This is a genomic window from Quatrionicoccus australiensis, assembly GCF_020510525.1.
GTDB classification, from domain to species: Bacteria; Pseudomonadota; Gammaproteobacteria; order Burkholderiales; family Rhodocyclaceae; genus Azonexus; species Azonexus australiensis_B.
Genome location: NZ_CP075188.1, coordinates 1,631,872 through 1,648,756, shown reverse-complemented (window position 1 = coordinate 1,648,756; position 16,885 = coordinate 1,631,872). Strand labels below are relative to the sequence as shown.

Genomic DNA, 16,885 nt, shown 5'->3' with positions numbered 1-16,885 from the left:
CCACTCGATCCTAGGCAACTAGGCAACTCGATCCTAGTTAGACGCCGAGCAGCAGGCGCGACGGATCTTCGAGCGCTTCCTTCATGGTCACCAGACCGAGGACGGCTTCGCGGCCGTCGATGATGCGGTGGTCGTAGGACATGGCGAGGTAGTTGATCGGACGGACGACGACCTGACCGTTTTCAACCACGGCACGGTCCTTGGTGGCATGAATGCCGAGGATCGCGGATTGCGGCGGGTTGATGATCGGGGTGGACATCATCGAACCGAAGATGCCGCCGTTCGAGATCGAGAAGGTACCGCCGGTGAGATCTTCGATGGACAGCTTGCCATCCTTGGCCTTGGCACCGAATTCGGCAATCTTCTTTTCGATTTCGGCGATCGACATCTGATCGGCGTTGCGGATGATCGGCACAACCAGACCACGCGGCGAACCGACGGCGATACCGATGTCGATGTAACCGTGATAGACGATGTCGTTGCCATCAACCGAAGCGTTCAGGATCGGGAACTTCTGCAGGGCGGCAACGGCAGCCTTGACGAAGAAGCCCATGAAGCCGAGGCGAACGCCATGGGCCTTTTCGAACTTGTCGCCGTACTGCTTGCGCAGCGCCATGACCGGCGCCATGTTCACTTCGTTGAACGTGGTCAGGATGGCGTTGGTGGCTTGCGATTCGAGCAGACGCTCGGCAACGCGGGCACGCAGACGGGTCATCGGCACGCGCTGTTCGGCACGATCGCCCAGGGCGACGGCAACCGGCGGCGTCGGCAGGGAAACCTTGGCAGCGGCCGGAGCGGCAACCGGACCAGCCTTCGGTGCGGCAGCAACGGCATCTTCCTTGGTGACACGACCACCACGGCCAGAGCCGGCGACGTCGGCGGCAGCGATGCCCTTTTCGTCGAGGATCTTGCGGGCCGACGGACTGGCCGTACCAGCCGGTGCGGCAGCGGCCGGAGCCGGAGCGGCAGCCGGTGCGGCCGCCTTCGGTGCTTCCGCGGCCGGAGCAGCGGCGCCAGCCTTGGCTTCGGTATCGATGCGGGCGATCAGTTCGCCGGAAACGACGGTTTCGCCATCAGCCTTGACGATTTCGACCAGCACGCCGGCGCCCGGCGACGGCACTTCAAGAACGACCTTGTCGGTTTCGATATCGATCAGGATTTCGTCACGGGCAACGGCGTCGCCGATTTTCTTTTTCCAGGATGCGAGCGTGCCTTCGGCAACGGACTCGGAGAGCTGGGGAACTTGGACTTCAATAATGCTCATAATGACTCCACTCTGCTTTAGTTATTAGTACTCGATTTTGCCCAGTGCGGACTCGATCAGTGCCTTTTGTTGCTCGTTGTGCTTGGCCAGATAACCGACGGCTGGCGAAGGCGAAGCCGGACGGGCCACCAGCAGCAACTTCTGCTTGGATTCCAGACCGGTGTCGAGATGGTGACGCGAGGCAAACCAGTACCAGGCGCCCTGGTTGCGCGGCTCTTCCTGCGTCCAGACGATTTCGGTGGCCTTCGGATACTTGGCCAGTTCCTTGGCGAGCGAGTCCTTCGGGAAAGGATAGAGCTGTTCGATACGCACGATGGCGATATCGGTGATCTTCTTCTCGCGACGGGCTGCAACCAGATCGTAATAGACCTTGCCGGAACAGAGCAGGACACGCTTGACCTTCTTCGCATCGAGCTTGTCGACTTCACCGATGACGCGCTGGAATTCGCCATTGGCCAGCTCTTCCATGGACGAAGCGGCATCCTTGTGACGCAGCAGCGACTTCGGCGTCATGACCACCAGCGGCTTGCGCTGCATGCGAACCGCCTGACGGCGCAGCATGTGGAAAACCTGGGCGGCGTTGGACGGCACGCAGACTTCCATGTTCATTTCGGCACAAGCCTGCATGTAGCGTTCGAGGCGGGCGGAGGAGTGCTCCGGACCCTGACCTTCGTAACCGTGCGGCAGCAGCATGACCAGACCACAGGCACGGCCCCACTTGGCTTCACCGGAAGAGATGAACTGGTCGATAACGACCTGGGCACCGTTGGCGAAGTCGCCGAACTGACCTTCCCAGACAACCAGTTCGTACGGGTTGGCGGTGGCGTAACCGTAATCAAAAGCCAGCACAGCCTCTTCCGACAGCACGGAGTCGAAGCACTGGAAGCCGGCCTGCTTTTCCTGCAGGTTCTTCAGCGGATAATAGGTGCCTTCATCCCAGTTTTCACGATTCTGATCGTGGAAAGCGGCATGCCGGTGGAAGAAGGTACCGCGACCAACGTCCTCACCGGAAATACGCACGCCGTAGCCGGAAACCAGCAGGGATGCGTAGGCCAGATTCTCGGCCATGCCCCAGTCGACCGGCAGCTTGCCTTCGCCCATGGCGGCACGATCTTCGGCAATCTTCTTGACGCGCGAATGCAGCGTGAAACCTTCGGGGAAGGTGGTCAGGCGCTGCGACAGGCGCTGCAGTTCCTTCATCGGCACCGTGGTATCGCAGGTCTCGATGTAGTTCTTGGTCAGGAACGGCGTCCAGTCGATCATGTTCGGGTGCTTGTAGCCAGCCAGAACCGGGTTGTACAGCAGCTCGCCCTTATCCAGATGCTCGCGGTATTCCTTGATCATCGTGTCCGGACCATCAGCCGGCAGCACGCCTTCAGCAATCAGCTTGTCGCCGTAGACCTTGCGGGTACCCGGATGCTGGGCAACCTTCTTGTACATCAGCGGCTGGGTGACCATCGGCTCGTCCTGCTCGTTGTGACCGAGCTTGCGGAAGCAGATGATGTCGATCACGACATCCTTCATGAACTTCTGGCGGAACTCGACAGCGAGCTGGGTGACCAGGGCAACGGCTTCCGGATCATCACCATTGACGTGGAAGATCGGTGCATCGGCCATCTTGAAGATGTCGGTACAGTAGTGGCCCGAGCGGTAGTCGCGCGGATCGCTGGTGGTGAAACCGATCTGGTTGTTCACCACGATATGCAGCGTGCCGCCCGTGCCGTAACCACGGGTCTGTGCGAAATTGAGCATTTCCTGGTTGACGCCCTGACCCGCCACGGCAGAGTCACCGTGGATGATGACCGGCATGACCTTGGCCTTGCTACCTTCGCCACGACGGACCTGGCGGGCATAGACCGAGCCTTCGACCACCGGATTGACGATTTCGAGGTGCGACGGGTTGAACGCCAGGGTCAGGTGACACGGACCGTTCGACGTCGACACGTCGGAGGAGAAACCCATGTGGTACTTGACGTCACCAGCCGACAAGTCGCTCTTCTTCTTGCCTTCGAACTCGGAGAACAGCATGGACGGTGCCTTGCCCAGCGTGTTGACGAGCACGTTCAGGCGACCGCGATGGGCCATGCCGATGACGATTTCGTCAATGCCGCAGTTGCCGCCGGTGCGGATGGCTTCATCCATGGCAACGATCAGCGATTCGCCGCCTTCGAGCGAGAAACGCTTCTGACCGACATACTTGGTATGCAGGTAGCGTTCCAGGGTTTCCGCAGCGGTCAACCGCTCCAGAATGCGCTTTTTCTGATCGGCGTTGTAAGTCGGACGCGAACGGATGGTTTCCAGGCGATCCTGCAGCCAGCGCTTCTCGGTGTACTCGGTCATGTACATGTACTCGACACCGACCGAGCCGCAGTAGGTCTGCTTCAGGGTTTCCATGATATCGCCAAGCTTGGCGGTTTCCGGCAGGCCCTTCAGGGAACCGACGCTGAAAGTCTGATTCAGGTCGGCATCGGTAAAGCCGTAGAAACCCAGCTCCAGCTCTTCAATCTTCGGACGGGCCAGGCGCTTGAGCGGATCGAGATCGGCCCAACGCGTGCCCATCGAACGGTAGGCCGTAACCAGTTGGCCAACCGCAGATTGTTTCTTGTTGTCACCGCCACTCGGGGCAGTCTGGCGGAAACCGCCGTCCTTGCCCAGCTCGGCGAAGGCAGCGATGACCGGTGCGTGGGCGACGTCACGAGCAACAAAGCCCGGCATCTGGGCCAGGCGGTCGAAATAGTCGCGCCATTCGGCCGGCACGGCAGTCGGATTATCGAGATAGTTTTCGTACAGCTCTTCAACGAACGGCGCATTGCCGCCGAAGAACATCGTGCTGTCGAAAAGGTTATTCATCGTAGTCATAGGCGTCCCCTTGAGGGTATTGTCTTTCTATGTAGCTGCGGGTCACCGGGCATTCAGGTCCGGCGGGTAAAAAAAGGGCGGCCACACGGCCGCCCGTTCTTCAGCTTAGCCGCGTTGGGCAAGCGGCACAACGTCGCGACGAGCGGCACCGATGTACAGCTGACGCGGACGACCGATCTTGTATTCCGGATCGGTGATCATTTCTTCCCACTGCGTCATCCAGCCAACCGTACGGGCCAGCGCGAAGATGCAGGTGAACATTTCGGTCGGGATGCCGATGGCCTTCTGAACGATACCGGAGTAGAAATCGACGTTCGGGTAGAGCTTCTTCTCGACGAAGTACGGGTCTTCCAGAGCGATGCGTTCCAGTTCCATGGCCAGCTTGAACAGGCGATCGTTTTCGAGGCCCAGTTCAGTCAGAACTTCGTTGCAGACCTTGCGCATCAGCTTGGCGCGCGGGTCGAAGTTCTTGTAGACGCGGTGACCGAAGCCCATGAGCTTGAAGGAATCGTTCTTGTCCTTGGCGCGGGCGATGAACTCGGGAACGCGCGAAACGTCGCCGATTTCTTCCAGCATCTGCAGACAGGCTTCGTTCGCACCGCCGTGCGCCGGGCCCCACAGACAGGCGATACCGGCAGCGATACAGGCAAACGGATTGGCACCGGAGGAACCAGCCAGACGCACCGTCGAGGTGGAAGCATTCTGTTCGTGATCGGCGTGCAGCGTGAAGATGACGTCGAGCGCGCGGACCAGCACCGGGTTCGGAACGTACTTTTCGCACGGATTGCCGAACATCATGCGCATGAAGTTGGCGGTGTAGTCCAGATCATTGTCCGGATACATGAAGGGCATGCCGGTGTTGTACTTGTAAGCCATCGCGACAATGGTCGGCAGCTTGGCAACCAGGCGGTTGAAGCTGACATTGCGATGCTCGGCGTCGGAAAAGTCCATTGCATCGTGGTAGAAGGCGGAAAGCGCGCCGACCACGCCGGTCATCACGGCCATCGGATGTGCGTCACGACGGAAGCCGGAGAAGAACTTCGACAGTTGCTCGTGCACCATCGTGTGCTTCTTGATGGTGGTTTCGAATTCCAGCTTCTGCTTGGCATTCGGCAATTCGCCGTTCTTCAGCAGATAGGTCACTTCGAGGAAGTTGCAGTTCTCGGCCAGTTGTTCAATCGGGTAGCCGCGATACAGCAGTTCGCCCTTGTCACCATCGATGAAGGTAACCTTGGATTTGCAGCTGGCGGTAGAAAGAAAACCGGAGTCGTAGGTGAACAAGCCGGTCTTGGCGCCCAAGGTACGAATATCGACGCAGTCGTTGCCATGCGTCGGGGACATGATCGGGAAATCGACGGGAGCCTGTCCGTCAATTGTCAAAGTTGCCTTGCGTTCGGTCGTCATGGATTTTTCCCTGTTCAGGTGTTAGTTGTCACTGCACTGCCAAAAAAAGCGGTAAACATTACCAAGTTAATCTGCAAACCTTACTTAACTCTTACGAAGCAGCGCCACGATGTGCGCCAAGCGAGGATCATCGATCTCCGCCTTGCCGGTCAGCAAGTCCCAGAGATCGTAATCCTCCATATCGGCAAGTTCCACGAACGCCTGCTGTTCCTCGTCATTGAGCTTTTCGAAGCGACCATCATCGAGAAAACGCGTCAGCGTAATATCGAGCTCGAGAAGCGCACGACGGATACAGCGCCAACGCAGGCGTTCGTAGTCCTTTCTTTCCATCAGACGGCGCGACGAACCATCATGTCCTTGATCTTGCCGATGGCCTTGGTCGGATTCAGACCCTTCGGACATACGTCAACACAGTTCATGATGGTGTGGCAACGGAACAGGCGGTACGGATCTTCGAGGTTATCGAGACGCTCGTTGGTTGCCTGGTCACGCGTATCGGCGATGAAACGGTAAGCAGCCAGCAGGCCGGCCGGGCCGACGAACTTGTCCGGGTTCCACCAGAACGACGGGCAGGACGTAGAGCAGCAGGCACACAGGATGCACTCGTAAAGACCGTTCAGCTCTTCGCGATCTTCCGGCGACTGCAGTCGTTCGCGTTCCGGCGGCGGATCATTGTTGATCAGGTAGGGCTTGATCGAGTGATACTGCTTGAAGAACTGGGTCATATCGACGATCAGGTCGCGAATGACCGGCAGACCCGGCAGCGGACGCAGCACGATCGGCTGCTTCAGGCTGTCGATGTCGGTCAGGCAGGCCAGACCGTTCTTGCCGTTGATGTTCATCGCATCGGAACCGCAGACGCCTTCACGGCAGGAACGACGATAGGAAATCGCGTCATCCTTGGCCTTGAGCTTGGTCAGCGCGTCCAGCAGCTTGCGGTCAGTCGGTTCGAGTTCAACCGAAATATCCTGCATGTACGGCGCGTCGTCCTTGTCCGGATCGTAGCGATAGATACTGAATTGAACCATGCGTTTGCTCATTCTGGACTCCTTTAGTACGAGCGCGTCTTGAGCGCTACGGCCTCGACGGTCAGGGGTTGCATGTTGACCGGCTTGTACGTGATCGAGTTATCCACCGGCGAGAACAGCGTGTGCTTCAGCCACTCCTTGTCGTTGCGACCGTTCGGGAACTCGGCCGTATCCGGGGCATCGTCGCGCACGTGGGCACCGCGGGATTCCTTGCGGGCTTCGGCGGAAATCATCGTCGCCTTGGCAACTTCGATCAGGTTTTCCATTTCGAGCGCTTCGGTGCGAGCGGTATTCCAGGCCATCGACTTGTCCTTGATCTCGAGCTGGCGAGCCGCCTTTTCGACTTCAAGAATCTTTTCGACGCCCTGCTTCAGCATGTCGCCGAAACGGAACACACCGGCGTGATCCTGCATGGTGCGCTGCATGGCCAGGCGGGTTTCGTGCACGTTGGCACCACCCTTGCGGTTGTCCAGAGCGGCGATGCGGGCCAGGGTCTTGTCGGCAACATCCTTCGGCAGCTCGCGATGTGCACGGCCAGCCTTGAGATCTTCGACCGCGGAGTCACCAGCCGATTTGCCGAAGACCAGCAGATCGAGCAGCGAGTTGGTACCCAGGCGGTTGGCACCGTGCACCGAGGCACAGGCACATTCGCCACCGGCGTAGAAGCCCGGCACGACGGAATTCAAGTCGCCATCCTTGGGCATCACGACACGACCGGAATAATGGGTCGGGATACCGCCCATCTGGTAGTGACAGGTCGGCACGACCGGCAGCGGCTCTTTCAGGCAATCGACACCGGCAAACTGGATACCGATTTCGTGGATACCCGGCAGGCGCTTCATGATGGTGGCGGGATCAAGGTGGGTGATGTCGAGCAGGACGTAGTCCTTGTTGACGCCACAGCCGCGACCTTCCTTGATTTCGGTGGCCATGGCGCGCGAAACCACGTCGCGCGAAGCCAGATCCTTGGCGTTCGGCGCGTAGCGCTCCATGAAGCGCTCCTTGCTGGAGTTACGCAAGATGCCGCCTTCGCCGCGCACGCCTTCGGTAATCAGCACGCCGGCACCGGCCACGCCGGTCGGGTGGAACTGCCAGAATTCCATGTCTTCGAGCGGAATGCCGGCACGCGCCGCCATACCCAGACCATCACCGGTGTTGATGAAGGCATTGGTCGAAGAGTAGAAGATACGGCCGGCACCGCCGGTTGCGAAAATCGTGGCGCGAGCGTGGAAAATCACGATCTGGCCGGTTTCCATTTCCATGGCGGTAACACCAAGGACATGACCTTCTTCGTCACGAATCAGGTCCAGCGCCATCCATTCAACGAAGAACTGGGTATTGGCCTTGACGTTGCGCTGATACATCGCATGCAGCATGGCGTGACCGGTACGGTCAGCAGCAGCACAGGAACGACGCACCGGCTTTTCGCCGAAGTTGGACATGTGACCGCCGAACGGACGCTGATAGATCTTGCCGTCATCGGTACGATCGAAAGGCATGCCGTAGTGTTCGAGCTCAACGACCACTTCGTTGGCCTTCTTGCACATGAACTCGATGGCGTCCTGGTCGCCGAGCCAGTCGGAGCCCTTGACGGTATCGTACATGTGCCACGTCCAGTGATCTTCCTCGGAATTACCGAGGGACGCAGCAACACCGCCCTGCGCCGCAACCGTGTGCGAGCGGGTCGGGAAAACCTTGGAAAGCACGGCGGTCTTCAAGCCGGCTTCGGACAATTGGATTGCGGAACGCAGACCGGCGCCACCGGCACCGACAATGACCGCATCAAACTTGAGAACAGGAATACTCACGCTTACAGCCTCCAGAGAATCGCAGCAGCCCACGCCGTGTAACCCACCAGCGCAGCAATGGTCAGAACGTGCAAGGTCAGGCGAATGCCCGTCGGCTTGACGTAATCCATCCAGATATCACGCACGCCGATCCAGGCGTGGTAAAAAAGGCTGACAAAGAACAGGAAGGTCAGGAACTTGATGACGCCGTTCGAGAAAACACCTTGCCAGGCCTCGAAAGTACCCGGACGAACAACCAGCAGGACAGCAGCAATCAGGACTGAATAAACAGCCATGATGACCGCCGTGGCACGCTGGGCAATCCAGTCTTTAAGACCGTAATGGGCACCGACAACAATACGGTTAATCACAGCAGAACCCCCCAGAGGATCAGGGTCAGCGGAATGCTGACCGCAAACACCACTGCTGCGGACTGACGCGCAGCCTCTTTCTCGATACCGACATGCAGATCAAGCAGCAGGAAACGAATACCTGCACAGAAGTGATGCACAAAGGCCCAGAGCAGACCCGCAACAATCACCTTGGCCGGCAAGGAGGCGGAAATCGCCTTGAAGTCAGCAAAGGTTTCTGCCGAAGTCAGGCTGGCGGAAAACAGCCAGAGCATTACCGGGAGAAACAGGAACAGACCAACACCGCTGACGCGATGGAGAATCGATACCTTGCCCGGCAAGGGCAACCTGATACTAGTCAAGTCCAAATTTTTTGGACGTTGTTTCTTGATGCTCATTTCTGCCATGAACGTCATCCCTCGCGAAAGTGTGCGGTTTTCCGCTTTTACGTGGTTCAAAAAGAACCATAATTATACATTCAAAATCGGCCGAAAGTCGCCGTCTTGGGCGACTTTGGAGCCAACTCCCCTGCCGGACAATCAGCCCAGATCGTTGCGGTAATAATGCGAACGCGTGCAATAAAGACCGCGCCGCCACTCCACCGGTTTATTGCCGTAGGTGTAGGCAGTACGCTCCACCAGAAGCAATGGATCTCCCGCCTGCACACCCAGCAAACCAGCACTGTAAGCATCCGCGGCAACAGCCCGCAGATGCTCTTCGGCATGAATCATGCGCACACCGAAATCACTCTCGAAAAGACTGTAGAGCGAACGCTCCCCGCCACGCAATCGTTCCAGCGTCAAACCCTCGAAGAGCTCGGCCACGAGGTAAATCTGATCAAGAACAACCGGCTCGCCGTTGAAATGCAACAGACGCTCGACACAAACCACCTTCTCGCCGGCCGGAATCCGCAAAACCGCAGCAACCTCCGGCGTCGCCGGCACAATCGAGCACAGACGCGGATCGCTGACGGCATGCGCCACAAGGCCATCATCGGGAACCAGGCGCAGGAAGCGATAGAAAGAGCGCGGATCACTGTGCGTAGCCACGAAGGTACCCTTGCCCTGACGCCGCACCAGCAGGTTCTCTGCCGCCATTTCATCAATGGCCTTGCGTACGGTCCCCTGGCTGACATTGAAGCGCGTCGCAAGCTCGCCCTCACTGGGAATAGCATCACCCGGCCCCCACTCACCAGCCTCCAGGCTACGGATCAGAAAATCCTTGATCTGCCGGTAGAGCGGACTGAAAGTTGGCGACGGAGAGCGACTGGTCGAACGGAAGGCTTCTCGATTCATGGGCCAAATTTCAGCACATTTCGGGCACAGCGTCCACGAAAAGTTGTCTTATATAAGACACATGATGCAATTGACAGCCAGCGCCCGAACTTCTAACATCATTGTCTTCTCGCGCCCGCTTGCAAAATCTCCAGCAAGCCCCCGAGCAAACCCGAACAATTTCAATCACGCTGTTTCAAACAGGAGCGACATATGTCCAAAGCCCCCATGCGCGTTGCCATTACCGGTGCCGCCGGTCAGATCGGTTATAGCCTGCTGTTCCGCATCGCCTCCGGCGAAATGCTCGGCAAAGACCAGCCGGTCATCCTTCAGTTGCTCGACCTGCCGCAAGCTCAGCAAGCCGTGAAGGGCGTGATGATGGAGCTGGAAGACTGTGCCTTCCCGCTGCTCGCCGGCATGGTTGCCACCGATGATCCGAATGTCGCCTTCAAGGATGCCGACGTCTGCTTGCTGGTTGGTGCTCGTCCGCGCACCAAGGGCATGGAACGTGCCGACCTGCTGACCGCCAACGGCGCCATCTTCACGGTGCAAGGCAAGGCCATCGCCGAAAATGCCAAGGAAGACGTCAAGGTCCTGGTCGTCGGCAACCCCTGCAACACCAATGCCTTCATCGCTGCTGCCGCCGCCAAGAAGGTTGGCCGCACCAACCCGAACAACTACCACGGCATGCTGCGTCTGGACCACAACCGCGCCCTGTCGCAACTGGCCGCCAAGTCCGGTCGCGAAGTTTCTTCCCTGAAGAAGCTGGTCGTCTGGGGTAACCACTCGCCGACGATGTACGCCGACTACCGCTACACCACCTCCAATGGCGACAGCGTCAAGGCCCTGATCAACGATCACGCCTGGAACAACGACGTCTTCCTGCCGACCGTTGGCAAGCGCGGCGCCGCCATCATCGAAGCCCGTGGCCTGTCCTCGGCTGCTTCTGCTGCCAACGCCGCCATCGACCACGTGCGCGACTGGGTCCTCGGTTCCGACGAATGGGTCACCATGGGTGTTCCTTCCGATGGTTCCTACGGCATTCCGGCCGGCATCGTGTTCGGCTTCCCGTGCGAATGCAAGGGCGGCAAGTTCTCGATCATCCAGGGCCTGGAAATCGACGAATACAGCCGTGAAAAGATCAACTTCACGCTCAAGGAATTGACCGACGAAGCTGAAGCCGTCAAGGACATGCTGTAAGACAAGCTGTTGGCTGGTAGTTGTTAGCTACCAGAAAAACAAGCAGGGGCCGCGGTAAAATACCGCGGCCCTTTTCGTTTTTACTCCACCTCCAACATTTCGAACCTGATCGCTAAAAACATGCGCCATCCGAAAATCGTTCTCTTTGCCGGCGAAAAGCCTTTTCCTGTTCTTCCGGCGGTCGACCACTACGCCGGTTCGGAAAAACTGATGCAGAAAGCACTGCTCCTGCAGAAGGAGCTCGGCCCGATCTTCGACATCACCTGCGACTGCGAGGATGGCGCACATGCCGGCGCCGAACGCGAGCATGCCGAAATGGCCGCCCGACTGATCATGTCGGATGACAACCTGTTCAACCGGGTCGGTGCGCGCATTCACGACATCACGCATGCCCACTGGCAACAGGACCTGGAAATTCTGGTCCGCATCGCCGGCAACCGCCTCCCCTTCATCACACTGCCCAAGCCGTGCAGCGCTGAAGATGTGCAGATCCAGATCGAAGCCCTGCGGCAAATCGAGCGAAAATTCGGCGTCGACCGGCGCATCCCCGTACACGTGCTGATCGAAACCCACGGCGCCCTGCGCGAAGTCTGGGAAATCGCCGCCCTGCCCGGCGTCGAATCGCTGGATTTCGGCCTGATGGATTTCGTTTCCGGCCACCACGGCGCCATTCCCGGCAGCGCGATGAAGAGCCCCGGCCAGTTCGAACATCCGCTGGTAACCCGCGCCAAGTGCGAGATCAGCGCCGCTGCACTGGCCTGCGGCGTGGTGCCGGCGCACAACGTCACCACCGAACTCAAGGACATCGAATACATCAGGAACGACGCCTTGCGCGCCCGTCGCGAGTTCGGCTATCTGCGCATGTGGAGCATCCATCCGAACCAGATCCTGCCCATCGTCGAAGCCATGCGCCCGGATTTTTCCGAAGTACAGGCCGCGACGGAAATCCTGATCGCCGCCCAGGACACCGACTGGGGTCCGATCCAGCATGCCGGCAAGCTGCATGACCGCGCTTCCTACCGCTATTACTGGGAGTTGCTCGAACGCGCCCACATCACCGGCATGGAACTCCCGGCCGAGGCATCGAGCCGCTTCTTTGGCTGAAGACGACAACGGCAGCCCACCCCGGGAAGAGCTGCCGATTATCTATCGCGACGAATACATCGTCGTCGTGGACAAACCATCCGGTCTGCTCGTCCATCGCTCGGAGGTCGACCGTCACGAAACACGCTTTGCGATCCAGATCCTGCGCGACCAGATCGGCCAGTGGGTATGGCCGGCGCATCGCCTCGACCGCGGCACGTCCGGCGTCCTGCTCTTTGCACTCTCGCAAGAGATCGCCGGCCAGCTTGGCAGACAGTTCGAGGCAGGCAATGTCGAAAAACGCTACCTGGCCGTCGTGCGCGGCATCCCTCCGGCCACCGGCAGCATCGATCACCCGCTGACCCGCCAGCGCGAGCGCCACGAGTTCGTCGGAGAACAAAGCAGCCATGAAGCACAAAGCGCCCTCACCCACTATCGCCGCATCGCTGAAATCGAGCTGCCTTTTGCCGTCGACCGTTACCCGACCAGCCGCTACGCCTTGCTCGAGCTCGATCCGCAAACCGGGCGCAAACACCAGTTGCGCCGCCACCTCAAGCACATCGCCCATCCGATCATTGGCGACGCGACGCACGGCAAGGGCATCCACAACCGCTTCTTTGCCGAACATTTCAGCTGCCCGCGCATGCTGCTCGCCTGCACGCAACTCGCTTTCAACCATCCGGTCGACGCCCGCCGCATGCAAATAAAAGCGCCAGTGTCCGGCGAATTCGCCGCCACACTGGCGCAGTTGGGCTGGACCGCTCCCGCTCAGTAACCGATAGAGGTTTCCAGCTCCTGCAGGCGGCGCATATCGCGCTCGAGATCAACCATGTCCTGCCCCAGCGCATCGCGGGCCGAGACCATGCCAACCGGCGCACCATCGGCATCAACAACCGGCACATGACGGAAGCCGCCTTCGGCCATCATGTGCAGCGCGTAAGCCAGCGGCCTGTCGGCACGTATGGTTTGCAGATCACGCACCATGACCTGTGCGAGCAGGGTTTTATCCGGATCCAGACCGGTAGCCAGCACCTTGTTCAGCGCATCGCGTTCGGTAAAGATGCCGGCGATCCGGCCCTGCTCGACGATCAGCAGCGCCCCGATCTTTTTCTCCGCCATCAGCCGGCTGGCCGCCCTGACTGTCGTGTCAGCGCCTGCCGTCACCAGCGTACGACCGGCGAGGATATTGCCTATGATTCTTTGTGGCATGTTTGTCTCCTTTATTGATTTGAATGCAAGCACAAGGTGCTCGAATCGGAGCTTACACGCAAGCACCCCGACCGATCATGACCGGATGACGACAACCGTCACCTGCTCAGTACTACAGACCGGAGACAACCGGAAAATGTTCAACGGCAATTGAAAAATTGCTCAGGGCACCAGTTCGTAGACGACGCGCACTCGCGCATCCGCCTTGGCCAGATCGACGAAACCGATGCCGCCGGGGTGGGAACTGACCCATTTCAGCACTTCTTCCGTACTACCGACGCGCGGTGGCGCCTGCATGCGTCCGGAGAACACCTGGCGCGACCAGTAGGCATTGACGTCGGAAAGATCCTTGCCGACGAGCGCGGCATAAAAGCGCGCCCGATCCGGGTGACTGTCGGCCAGATCGACCGGCTGCGCCTCGACGCCATTGAAGAACTGGCGGTAACGACCAAAAAAGATATTGGCCACCTCATTGCGCGTCATCACGGCAACGCCGTTGCGGGCATTGACCACCACCACCAGATCAGCCAGCGCCTCGCGCACTGGCAGCAGCACCAGCCAGACAAGGAGAACGAGAGAATGAAGACGGGACGGCTTCATGATTTCAGAAGACAAAGTCCATGGTCAGACTGAAGACATCCATCTTCCCGCTCCAGGCATTCCTGTTCTCGGCCCGGAAAGGGAATATCGACTGCGGCTCGCCACGAATACCATCCCACTGCGCCTTGAGCGCCACATTGCGCGCCACATCCCAACGTGCACCAAGAATGATCGTATTCTGATGCGCGTGCGCATCCGCCATGATGTACTGGACCACCGGATTCACGGCAGTTGATCTTGACTCCGAACGAATCCAGGAGAAACCGGCAAAAGGCGTCACCGGGCCGACCCGGTAGCCTGCCAGCAAATACCCCGCCGACGAACTCTGGAAAATCCGGCTGCCCTGGGTGATCTTGTTGAGCATGATCTGCAACTGCCAAGGGCCATTGTCGTAAATTGCCCCGACCGAATAATAGTGACTGCGCGTATTGTCTGCCGCCAGATAGTCGCGCGCCTGCGCAGCCTCGGTCGACGTCATCGCACCAGCCAGAACAGCTGATGCCAGATCGCCCTCAATCGGCATGTTGTGATTGAAGCGGATATTCGCGTAGCTGGCACGCAACAGCCAGGAGCCCAGCTGGTAATCGAGATAGCCGCCAACCATCGCCGAGCCATCCAGGCTCCACTGCTTGTCAGCCAGCGGGATATTGCCCTCGGAAATCCCGTAATAGAGCTTGCCGCGCAAGACATCCTCACCGACCGGCACGGTCAACGCCGCATCAACCCCGTTAATGCTGGAAAACGGCAGGTACCAGAAAAAATCGCCCGGCGGCCGTACCGGCAGATAGGAATAACCGACCTGGCGCGAATCGGCCATCATGAAAAATTCGGTACCGAGACGCCCGGCCCGCAGACTCACTTGCGGCGTCGGATCGTACTTGACGTAAGCCCAGGAGACCTCCGGCTTGAAGCTGCGATCGTAACGATAGTGGCTGATCGCCTGGACGACCGCCTCCAGATCGGGCGTCAGGCGCCAGCTGGCCTGCAGACCGAGGATGCTGTCCACCTTGCCATCCCAGTGCTTGCTCGCACCTTTGGGTTGCGAAAGGTCGCGGACGAATTCGGCATCAGCCGTCGAGGTTCGAGTTGCACCAAGCGTGCCGAATCCGTGCAAGGAAAAGGCCGATTCTTCTTCGGCACCAACCGGCCCGACGAAAACCAGGGCAACCAGGGCTGCAACGAGGTGCAGTTTTTTGGCCGCTGCGAGAAAAAAATCCGTTGATTGGTTTTGCGACATGTTTGCACCAGAAATGATGACGTCCTGCCCGGAAAGGCCAGCACTATATCGCATCATCATTAAATTCCGGCATGACTGCCTCAGCAAAAAACACTTTTCCAGCCTCGAATGAACTGCAACAGCGAATACCGACCAGAAAAAAACCCGGCCAGAAATGCGCCGGGTTCCCTTTACGCATCCAGCAAGCGAATCAGACCGTCTGCTTTTGCGGCAGCGCCACCTTGTTGTCGGTACTGAACTGGTAATCCTTGAAAACATGCTCAGCCGACAGGATCTGGTAGCTGCCATCGGCCAGCCTGTTGGTCGTATCCTTGAGACGATAGGTCAGATGACCACAGGTCCACAAGTCGAAATTGCGCATCTGCGTGCAGAGGCAGGTCTTGTCCATCACCGAAACCTTGCGCGCTCCGGGATGGGCGGCAACTTCTCGGTTGTAGGCAGTGACGTAGGAACACTTGCCATTGGCATCGAGTAAGTAACCATAGGCTTCGCAATTCGGGCGGATGCCATCGCCAATCGCCGGGCTGCCCTTGAGCATGCGCATCGGGTAGCCGGTCGGGGAAATCTGGTTGACCTCGATATCGTCTTCGCTGGCCTTGAAGTACTCCTGCTGCACCTTCTCGGGCAGGCCGCATTCCTTGGCAACGGTAAAGCGGGTAGCCACCTGGACAGCGGCAGCACCGGCTTCGAGGAACTGCGCCGCATCGGTACCGGTGAAAATACCACCGGCCGGAATGACCGGAATTTCAAGATGTTCGTTTTTCAGGTACTGCATGACTTCGGCGACGATGGTCGCCAGGTCGTACTGCGCCCAGTCCATGCCGAAACCCAGGTGGCCACCGGCGAGCGGACCTTCAACAACGACGTAGTCAGGCAGGCGGTTGGTGCGGGCAACCTTTTTCAGGAACAGTTGCAAAGCGCGCACCGAGGAAACGATGATGCCGAGCTTCGCATCGCGAAAACGCGGGTGATCCTCGATCAAGGCGAAAGAACCGAGATGCAGGCCGGCAGCCAGCGTGATGCCGTCGATACCGGCATCCAGCGCCGCAGTCATGCGAACCTTGAGCGTCTCTTTCGGCGCATTCATGGTCAGCTTTTCCATGCAGTTGACGAAAACCAGGCCGGAGCCCTGCTTGCGTTCCATGGTGCCGGCGACATGCAGCTTGGTCGCTTCGGCAATCTTGCCAAGATCGAACTTGACGGCCGACTTGTCTTCGTTTTCCGCGTTGTACTTGTAAAGCGCGAGCTTTTCCTTGACGAACTTGGTCTTGTAACGACGGTCCGTGACCGTCTTGATCATCGCATCCGAGATATGGCCAACGCCACCCAGACGAGCAACCTCCAGGGCCAGGTCGGCCGTCGAAATATCAACGCCCATGCCGCCAATCATGATTGGTACAAGTTCATGCTTGCCCAACTGCAAGCGGAAATCATCCACGCGCTTCATTGCTATCCTTCAGAAAAGCAGCCCGGCCCGATCGCGATATCGCGCGCCTGACTAAGCCCGGAATTTTACGCGAATGTGAAGGCTCTTGCTCGACGAGCACGGGATAAATCAAAGATGTGACGGGCGTCTGTCGCTAAACTCAA

At 58.8% G+C, this 16,885-nt stretch carries 16 protein-coding genes; 3 read left to right on the top strand and 13 right to left on the bottom strand.

The features are described 5' to 3' along the window. Nucleotides 1–37: 37 nt before the first annotated feature. From odhB to KI612_RS07780, 9 genes are all read right to left on the bottom strand, one after another. On the bottom strand, nt 38–1,264 hold the full coding sequence (gene odhB, locus KI612_RS07820; RefSeq protein ID WP_226443250.1) for a 2-oxoglutarate dehydrogenase complex dihydrolipoyllysine-residue succinyltransferase: 1,227 nt from the start codon (nt 1,262–1,264) through the stop codon (nt 38–40). A 24-nt stretch (nt 1,265–1,288) separates the two neighbouring features. Next, a complete protein-coding gene (locus KI612_RS07815; RefSeq protein WP_226443249.1) occupies nt 1,289–4,123 on the bottom strand; it encodes a 2-oxoglutarate dehydrogenase E1 component in 2,835 nt (944 codons plus the stop codon). A gap of 105 nt (nt 4,124–4,228) precedes the next feature. Next, nucleotides 4,229–5,527, bottom strand: coding sequence for a citrate synthase (gene gltA / locus KI612_RS07810; RefSeq protein WP_226443248.1), 1,299 nt, complete (start codon nt 5,525–5,527; stop codon nt 4,229–4,231). Nucleotides 5,528–5,611: 84 nt separating this feature from the next. Next, a complete protein-coding gene (locus KI612_RS07805) occupies nt 5,612–5,857 on the bottom strand; it encodes an FAD assembly factor SdhE (protein WP_226443247.1) in 246 nt (81 codons plus the stop codon). After that, a complete protein-coding gene (locus KI612_RS07800; RefSeq protein WP_011288590.1) occupies nt 5,857–6,567 on the bottom strand; it encodes a succinate dehydrogenase iron-sulfur subunit in 711 nt (236 codons plus the stop codon). The genes KI612_RS07805 and KI612_RS07800 overlap by 1 nt, the downstream gene beginning before the upstream one ends. Before the next feature lie 11 nt (nt 6,568–6,578). Beyond that, nucleotides 6,579–8,363 (bottom strand): succinate dehydrogenase flavoprotein subunit, encoded by a 1,785-nt coding sequence (sdhA, locus tag KI612_RS07795; protein WP_226443246.1) that lies wholly within the window; start codon nt 8,361–8,363, stop codon nt 6,579–6,581. A 2-nt stretch (nt 8,364–8,365) separates the two neighbouring features. Continuing rightward, nucleotides 8,366–8,713 carry a succinate dehydrogenase, hydrophobic membrane anchor protein gene (sdhD, locus tag KI612_RS07790; RefSeq protein ID WP_226443245.1) on the bottom strand — a complete coding sequence of 116 codons (348 nt, stop codon included), beginning with the start codon at nt 8,711–8,713 and terminating at the stop codon, nt 8,366–8,368. After that, nucleotides 8,710–9,099: a succinate dehydrogenase, cytochrome b556 subunit gene (gene sdhC / locus KI612_RS07785; protein WP_226444174.1), complete on the bottom strand. Its 390-nt coding sequence runs from the start codon at nt 9,097–9,099 to the stop codon at nt 8,710–8,712. The genes sdhD and sdhC overlap by 4 nt, the downstream gene beginning before the upstream one ends. Nucleotides 9,100–9,231: 132 nt before the next feature. Next, nucleotides 9,232–9,987, bottom strand: coding sequence for a GntR family transcriptional regulator (locus KI612_RS07780; protein ID WP_226443244.1), 756 nt, complete (start codon nt 9,985–9,987; stop codon nt 9,232–9,234). A gap of 192 nt (nt 9,988–10,179) precedes the next feature. Here KI612_RS07780 and KI612_RS07775 point away from each other — a divergent pair, with 192 nt between their 5' ends. From KI612_RS07775 to KI612_RS07765, 3 genes are all read left to right on the top strand, one after another. After that, complete coding sequence (locus KI612_RS07775; protein ID WP_226443243.1) at nt 10,180–11,166, top strand: malate dehydrogenase; 987 nt, start codon at nt 10,180–10,182, stop codon at nt 11,164–11,166. Nucleotides 11,167–11,286: 120 nt separating this feature from the next. Further along, a complete protein-coding gene (locus KI612_RS07770) occupies nt 11,287–12,270 on the top strand; it encodes an HpcH/HpaI aldolase/citrate lyase family protein (protein ID WP_226443242.1) in 984 nt (327 codons plus the stop codon). Beyond that, a complete protein-coding gene (locus KI612_RS07765) occupies nt 12,263–13,024 on the top strand; it encodes a tRNA pseudouridine(65) synthase TruC (RefSeq protein ID WP_226443241.1) in 762 nt (253 codons plus the stop codon). The genes KI612_RS07770 and KI612_RS07765 overlap by 8 nt, the downstream gene beginning before the upstream one ends. Here the strand turns inward: KI612_RS07765 and KI612_RS07760 are convergent. The 4 genes from KI612_RS07760 to KI612_RS07745 form a co-directional block, all read right to left on the bottom strand. Then, nucleotides 13,018–13,458, bottom strand: a complete 441-nt coding sequence (locus tag KI612_RS07760; protein WP_226443240.1) for a CBS domain-containing protein — start codon at nt 13,456–13,458, stop codon at nt 13,018–13,020. The two genes, KI612_RS07765 and KI612_RS07760, sit on opposite strands and share 7 nt — an antisense overlap. Before the next feature lie 162 nt (nt 13,459–13,620). Further along, the gene (locus tag KI612_RS07755; RefSeq protein ID WP_226443239.1) at nt 13,621–14,058 is read right to left on the bottom strand and encodes a substrate-binding domain-containing protein; all 438 of its coding nucleotides are present in this window, start codon (nt 14,056–14,058) and stop codon (nt 13,621–13,623) included. A 4-nt stretch (nt 14,059–14,062) separates the two neighbouring features. Next, a complete protein-coding gene (locus KI612_RS07750) occupies nt 14,063–15,295 on the bottom strand; it encodes a porin family protein (protein ID WP_226443238.1) in 1,233 nt (410 codons plus the stop codon). Between the two features lie 190 nt (nt 15,296–15,485). Beyond that, nucleotides 15,486–16,742 carry a nitronate monooxygenase gene (locus KI612_RS07745; protein ID WP_226443237.1) on the bottom strand — a complete coding sequence of 419 codons (1,257 nt, stop codon included), beginning with the start codon at nt 16,740–16,742 and terminating at the stop codon, nt 15,486–15,488. Between the last annotated feature and the right edge of the window lie 143 nt (nt 16,743–16,885).

Coding starts and splice junctions, on each gene's coding strand:
- odhB (WP_226443250.1), bottom strand. CDS start 1,264: ATGAGCATTATTGAAGTCCAAGTTCCCCAGCTCTCCGAGTCCGTTGCC.
- KI612_RS07815 (WP_226443249.1), bottom strand. CDS start 4,123: ATGACTACGATGAATAACCTTTTCGACAGCACGATGTTCTTCGGCGGC.
- gltA (WP_226443248.1), bottom strand. CDS start 5,527: ATGACGACCGAACGCAAGGCAACTTTGACAATTGACGGACAGGCTCCC.
- KI612_RS07805 (WP_226443247.1), bottom strand. CDS start 5,857: ATGGAAAGAAAGGACTACGAACGCCTGCGTTGGCGCTGTATCCGTCGT.
- KI612_RS07800 (WP_011288590.1), bottom strand. CDS start 6,567: ATGAGCAAACGCATGGTTCAATTCAGTATCTATCGCTACGATCCGGAC.
- sdhC (WP_226444174.1), bottom strand. CDS start 9,099: ATGGCAGAAATGAGCATCAAGAAACAACGTCCAAAAAATTTGGACTTG.
- KI612_RS07780 (WP_226443244.1), bottom strand. CDS start 9,987: ATGAATCGAGAAGCCTTCCGTTCGACCAGTCGCTCTCCGTCGCCAACT.
- KI612_RS07775 (WP_226443243.1), top strand. CDS start 10,180: ATGTCCAAAGCCCCCATGCGCGTTGCCATTACCGGTGCCGCCGGTCAG.
- KI612_RS07770 (WP_226443242.1), top strand. CDS start 11,287: ATGCGCCATCCGAAAATCGTTCTCTTTGCCGGCGAAAAGCCTTTTCCT.
- KI612_RS07760 (WP_226443240.1), bottom strand. CDS start 13,458: ATGCCACAAAGAATCATAGGCAATATCCTCGCCGGTCGTACGCTGGTG.
- KI612_RS07755 (WP_226443239.1), bottom strand. CDS start 14,058: ATGAAGCCGTCCCGTCTTCATTCTCTCGTTCTCCTTGTCTGGCTGGTG.
- KI612_RS07750 (WP_226443238.1), bottom strand. CDS start 15,295: ATGTCGCAAAACCAATCAACGGATTTTTTTCTCGCAGCGGCCAAAAAA.
- KI612_RS07745 (WP_226443237.1), bottom strand. CDS start 16,742: ATGAAGCGCGTGGATGATTTCCGCTTGCAGTTGGGCAAGCATGAACTT.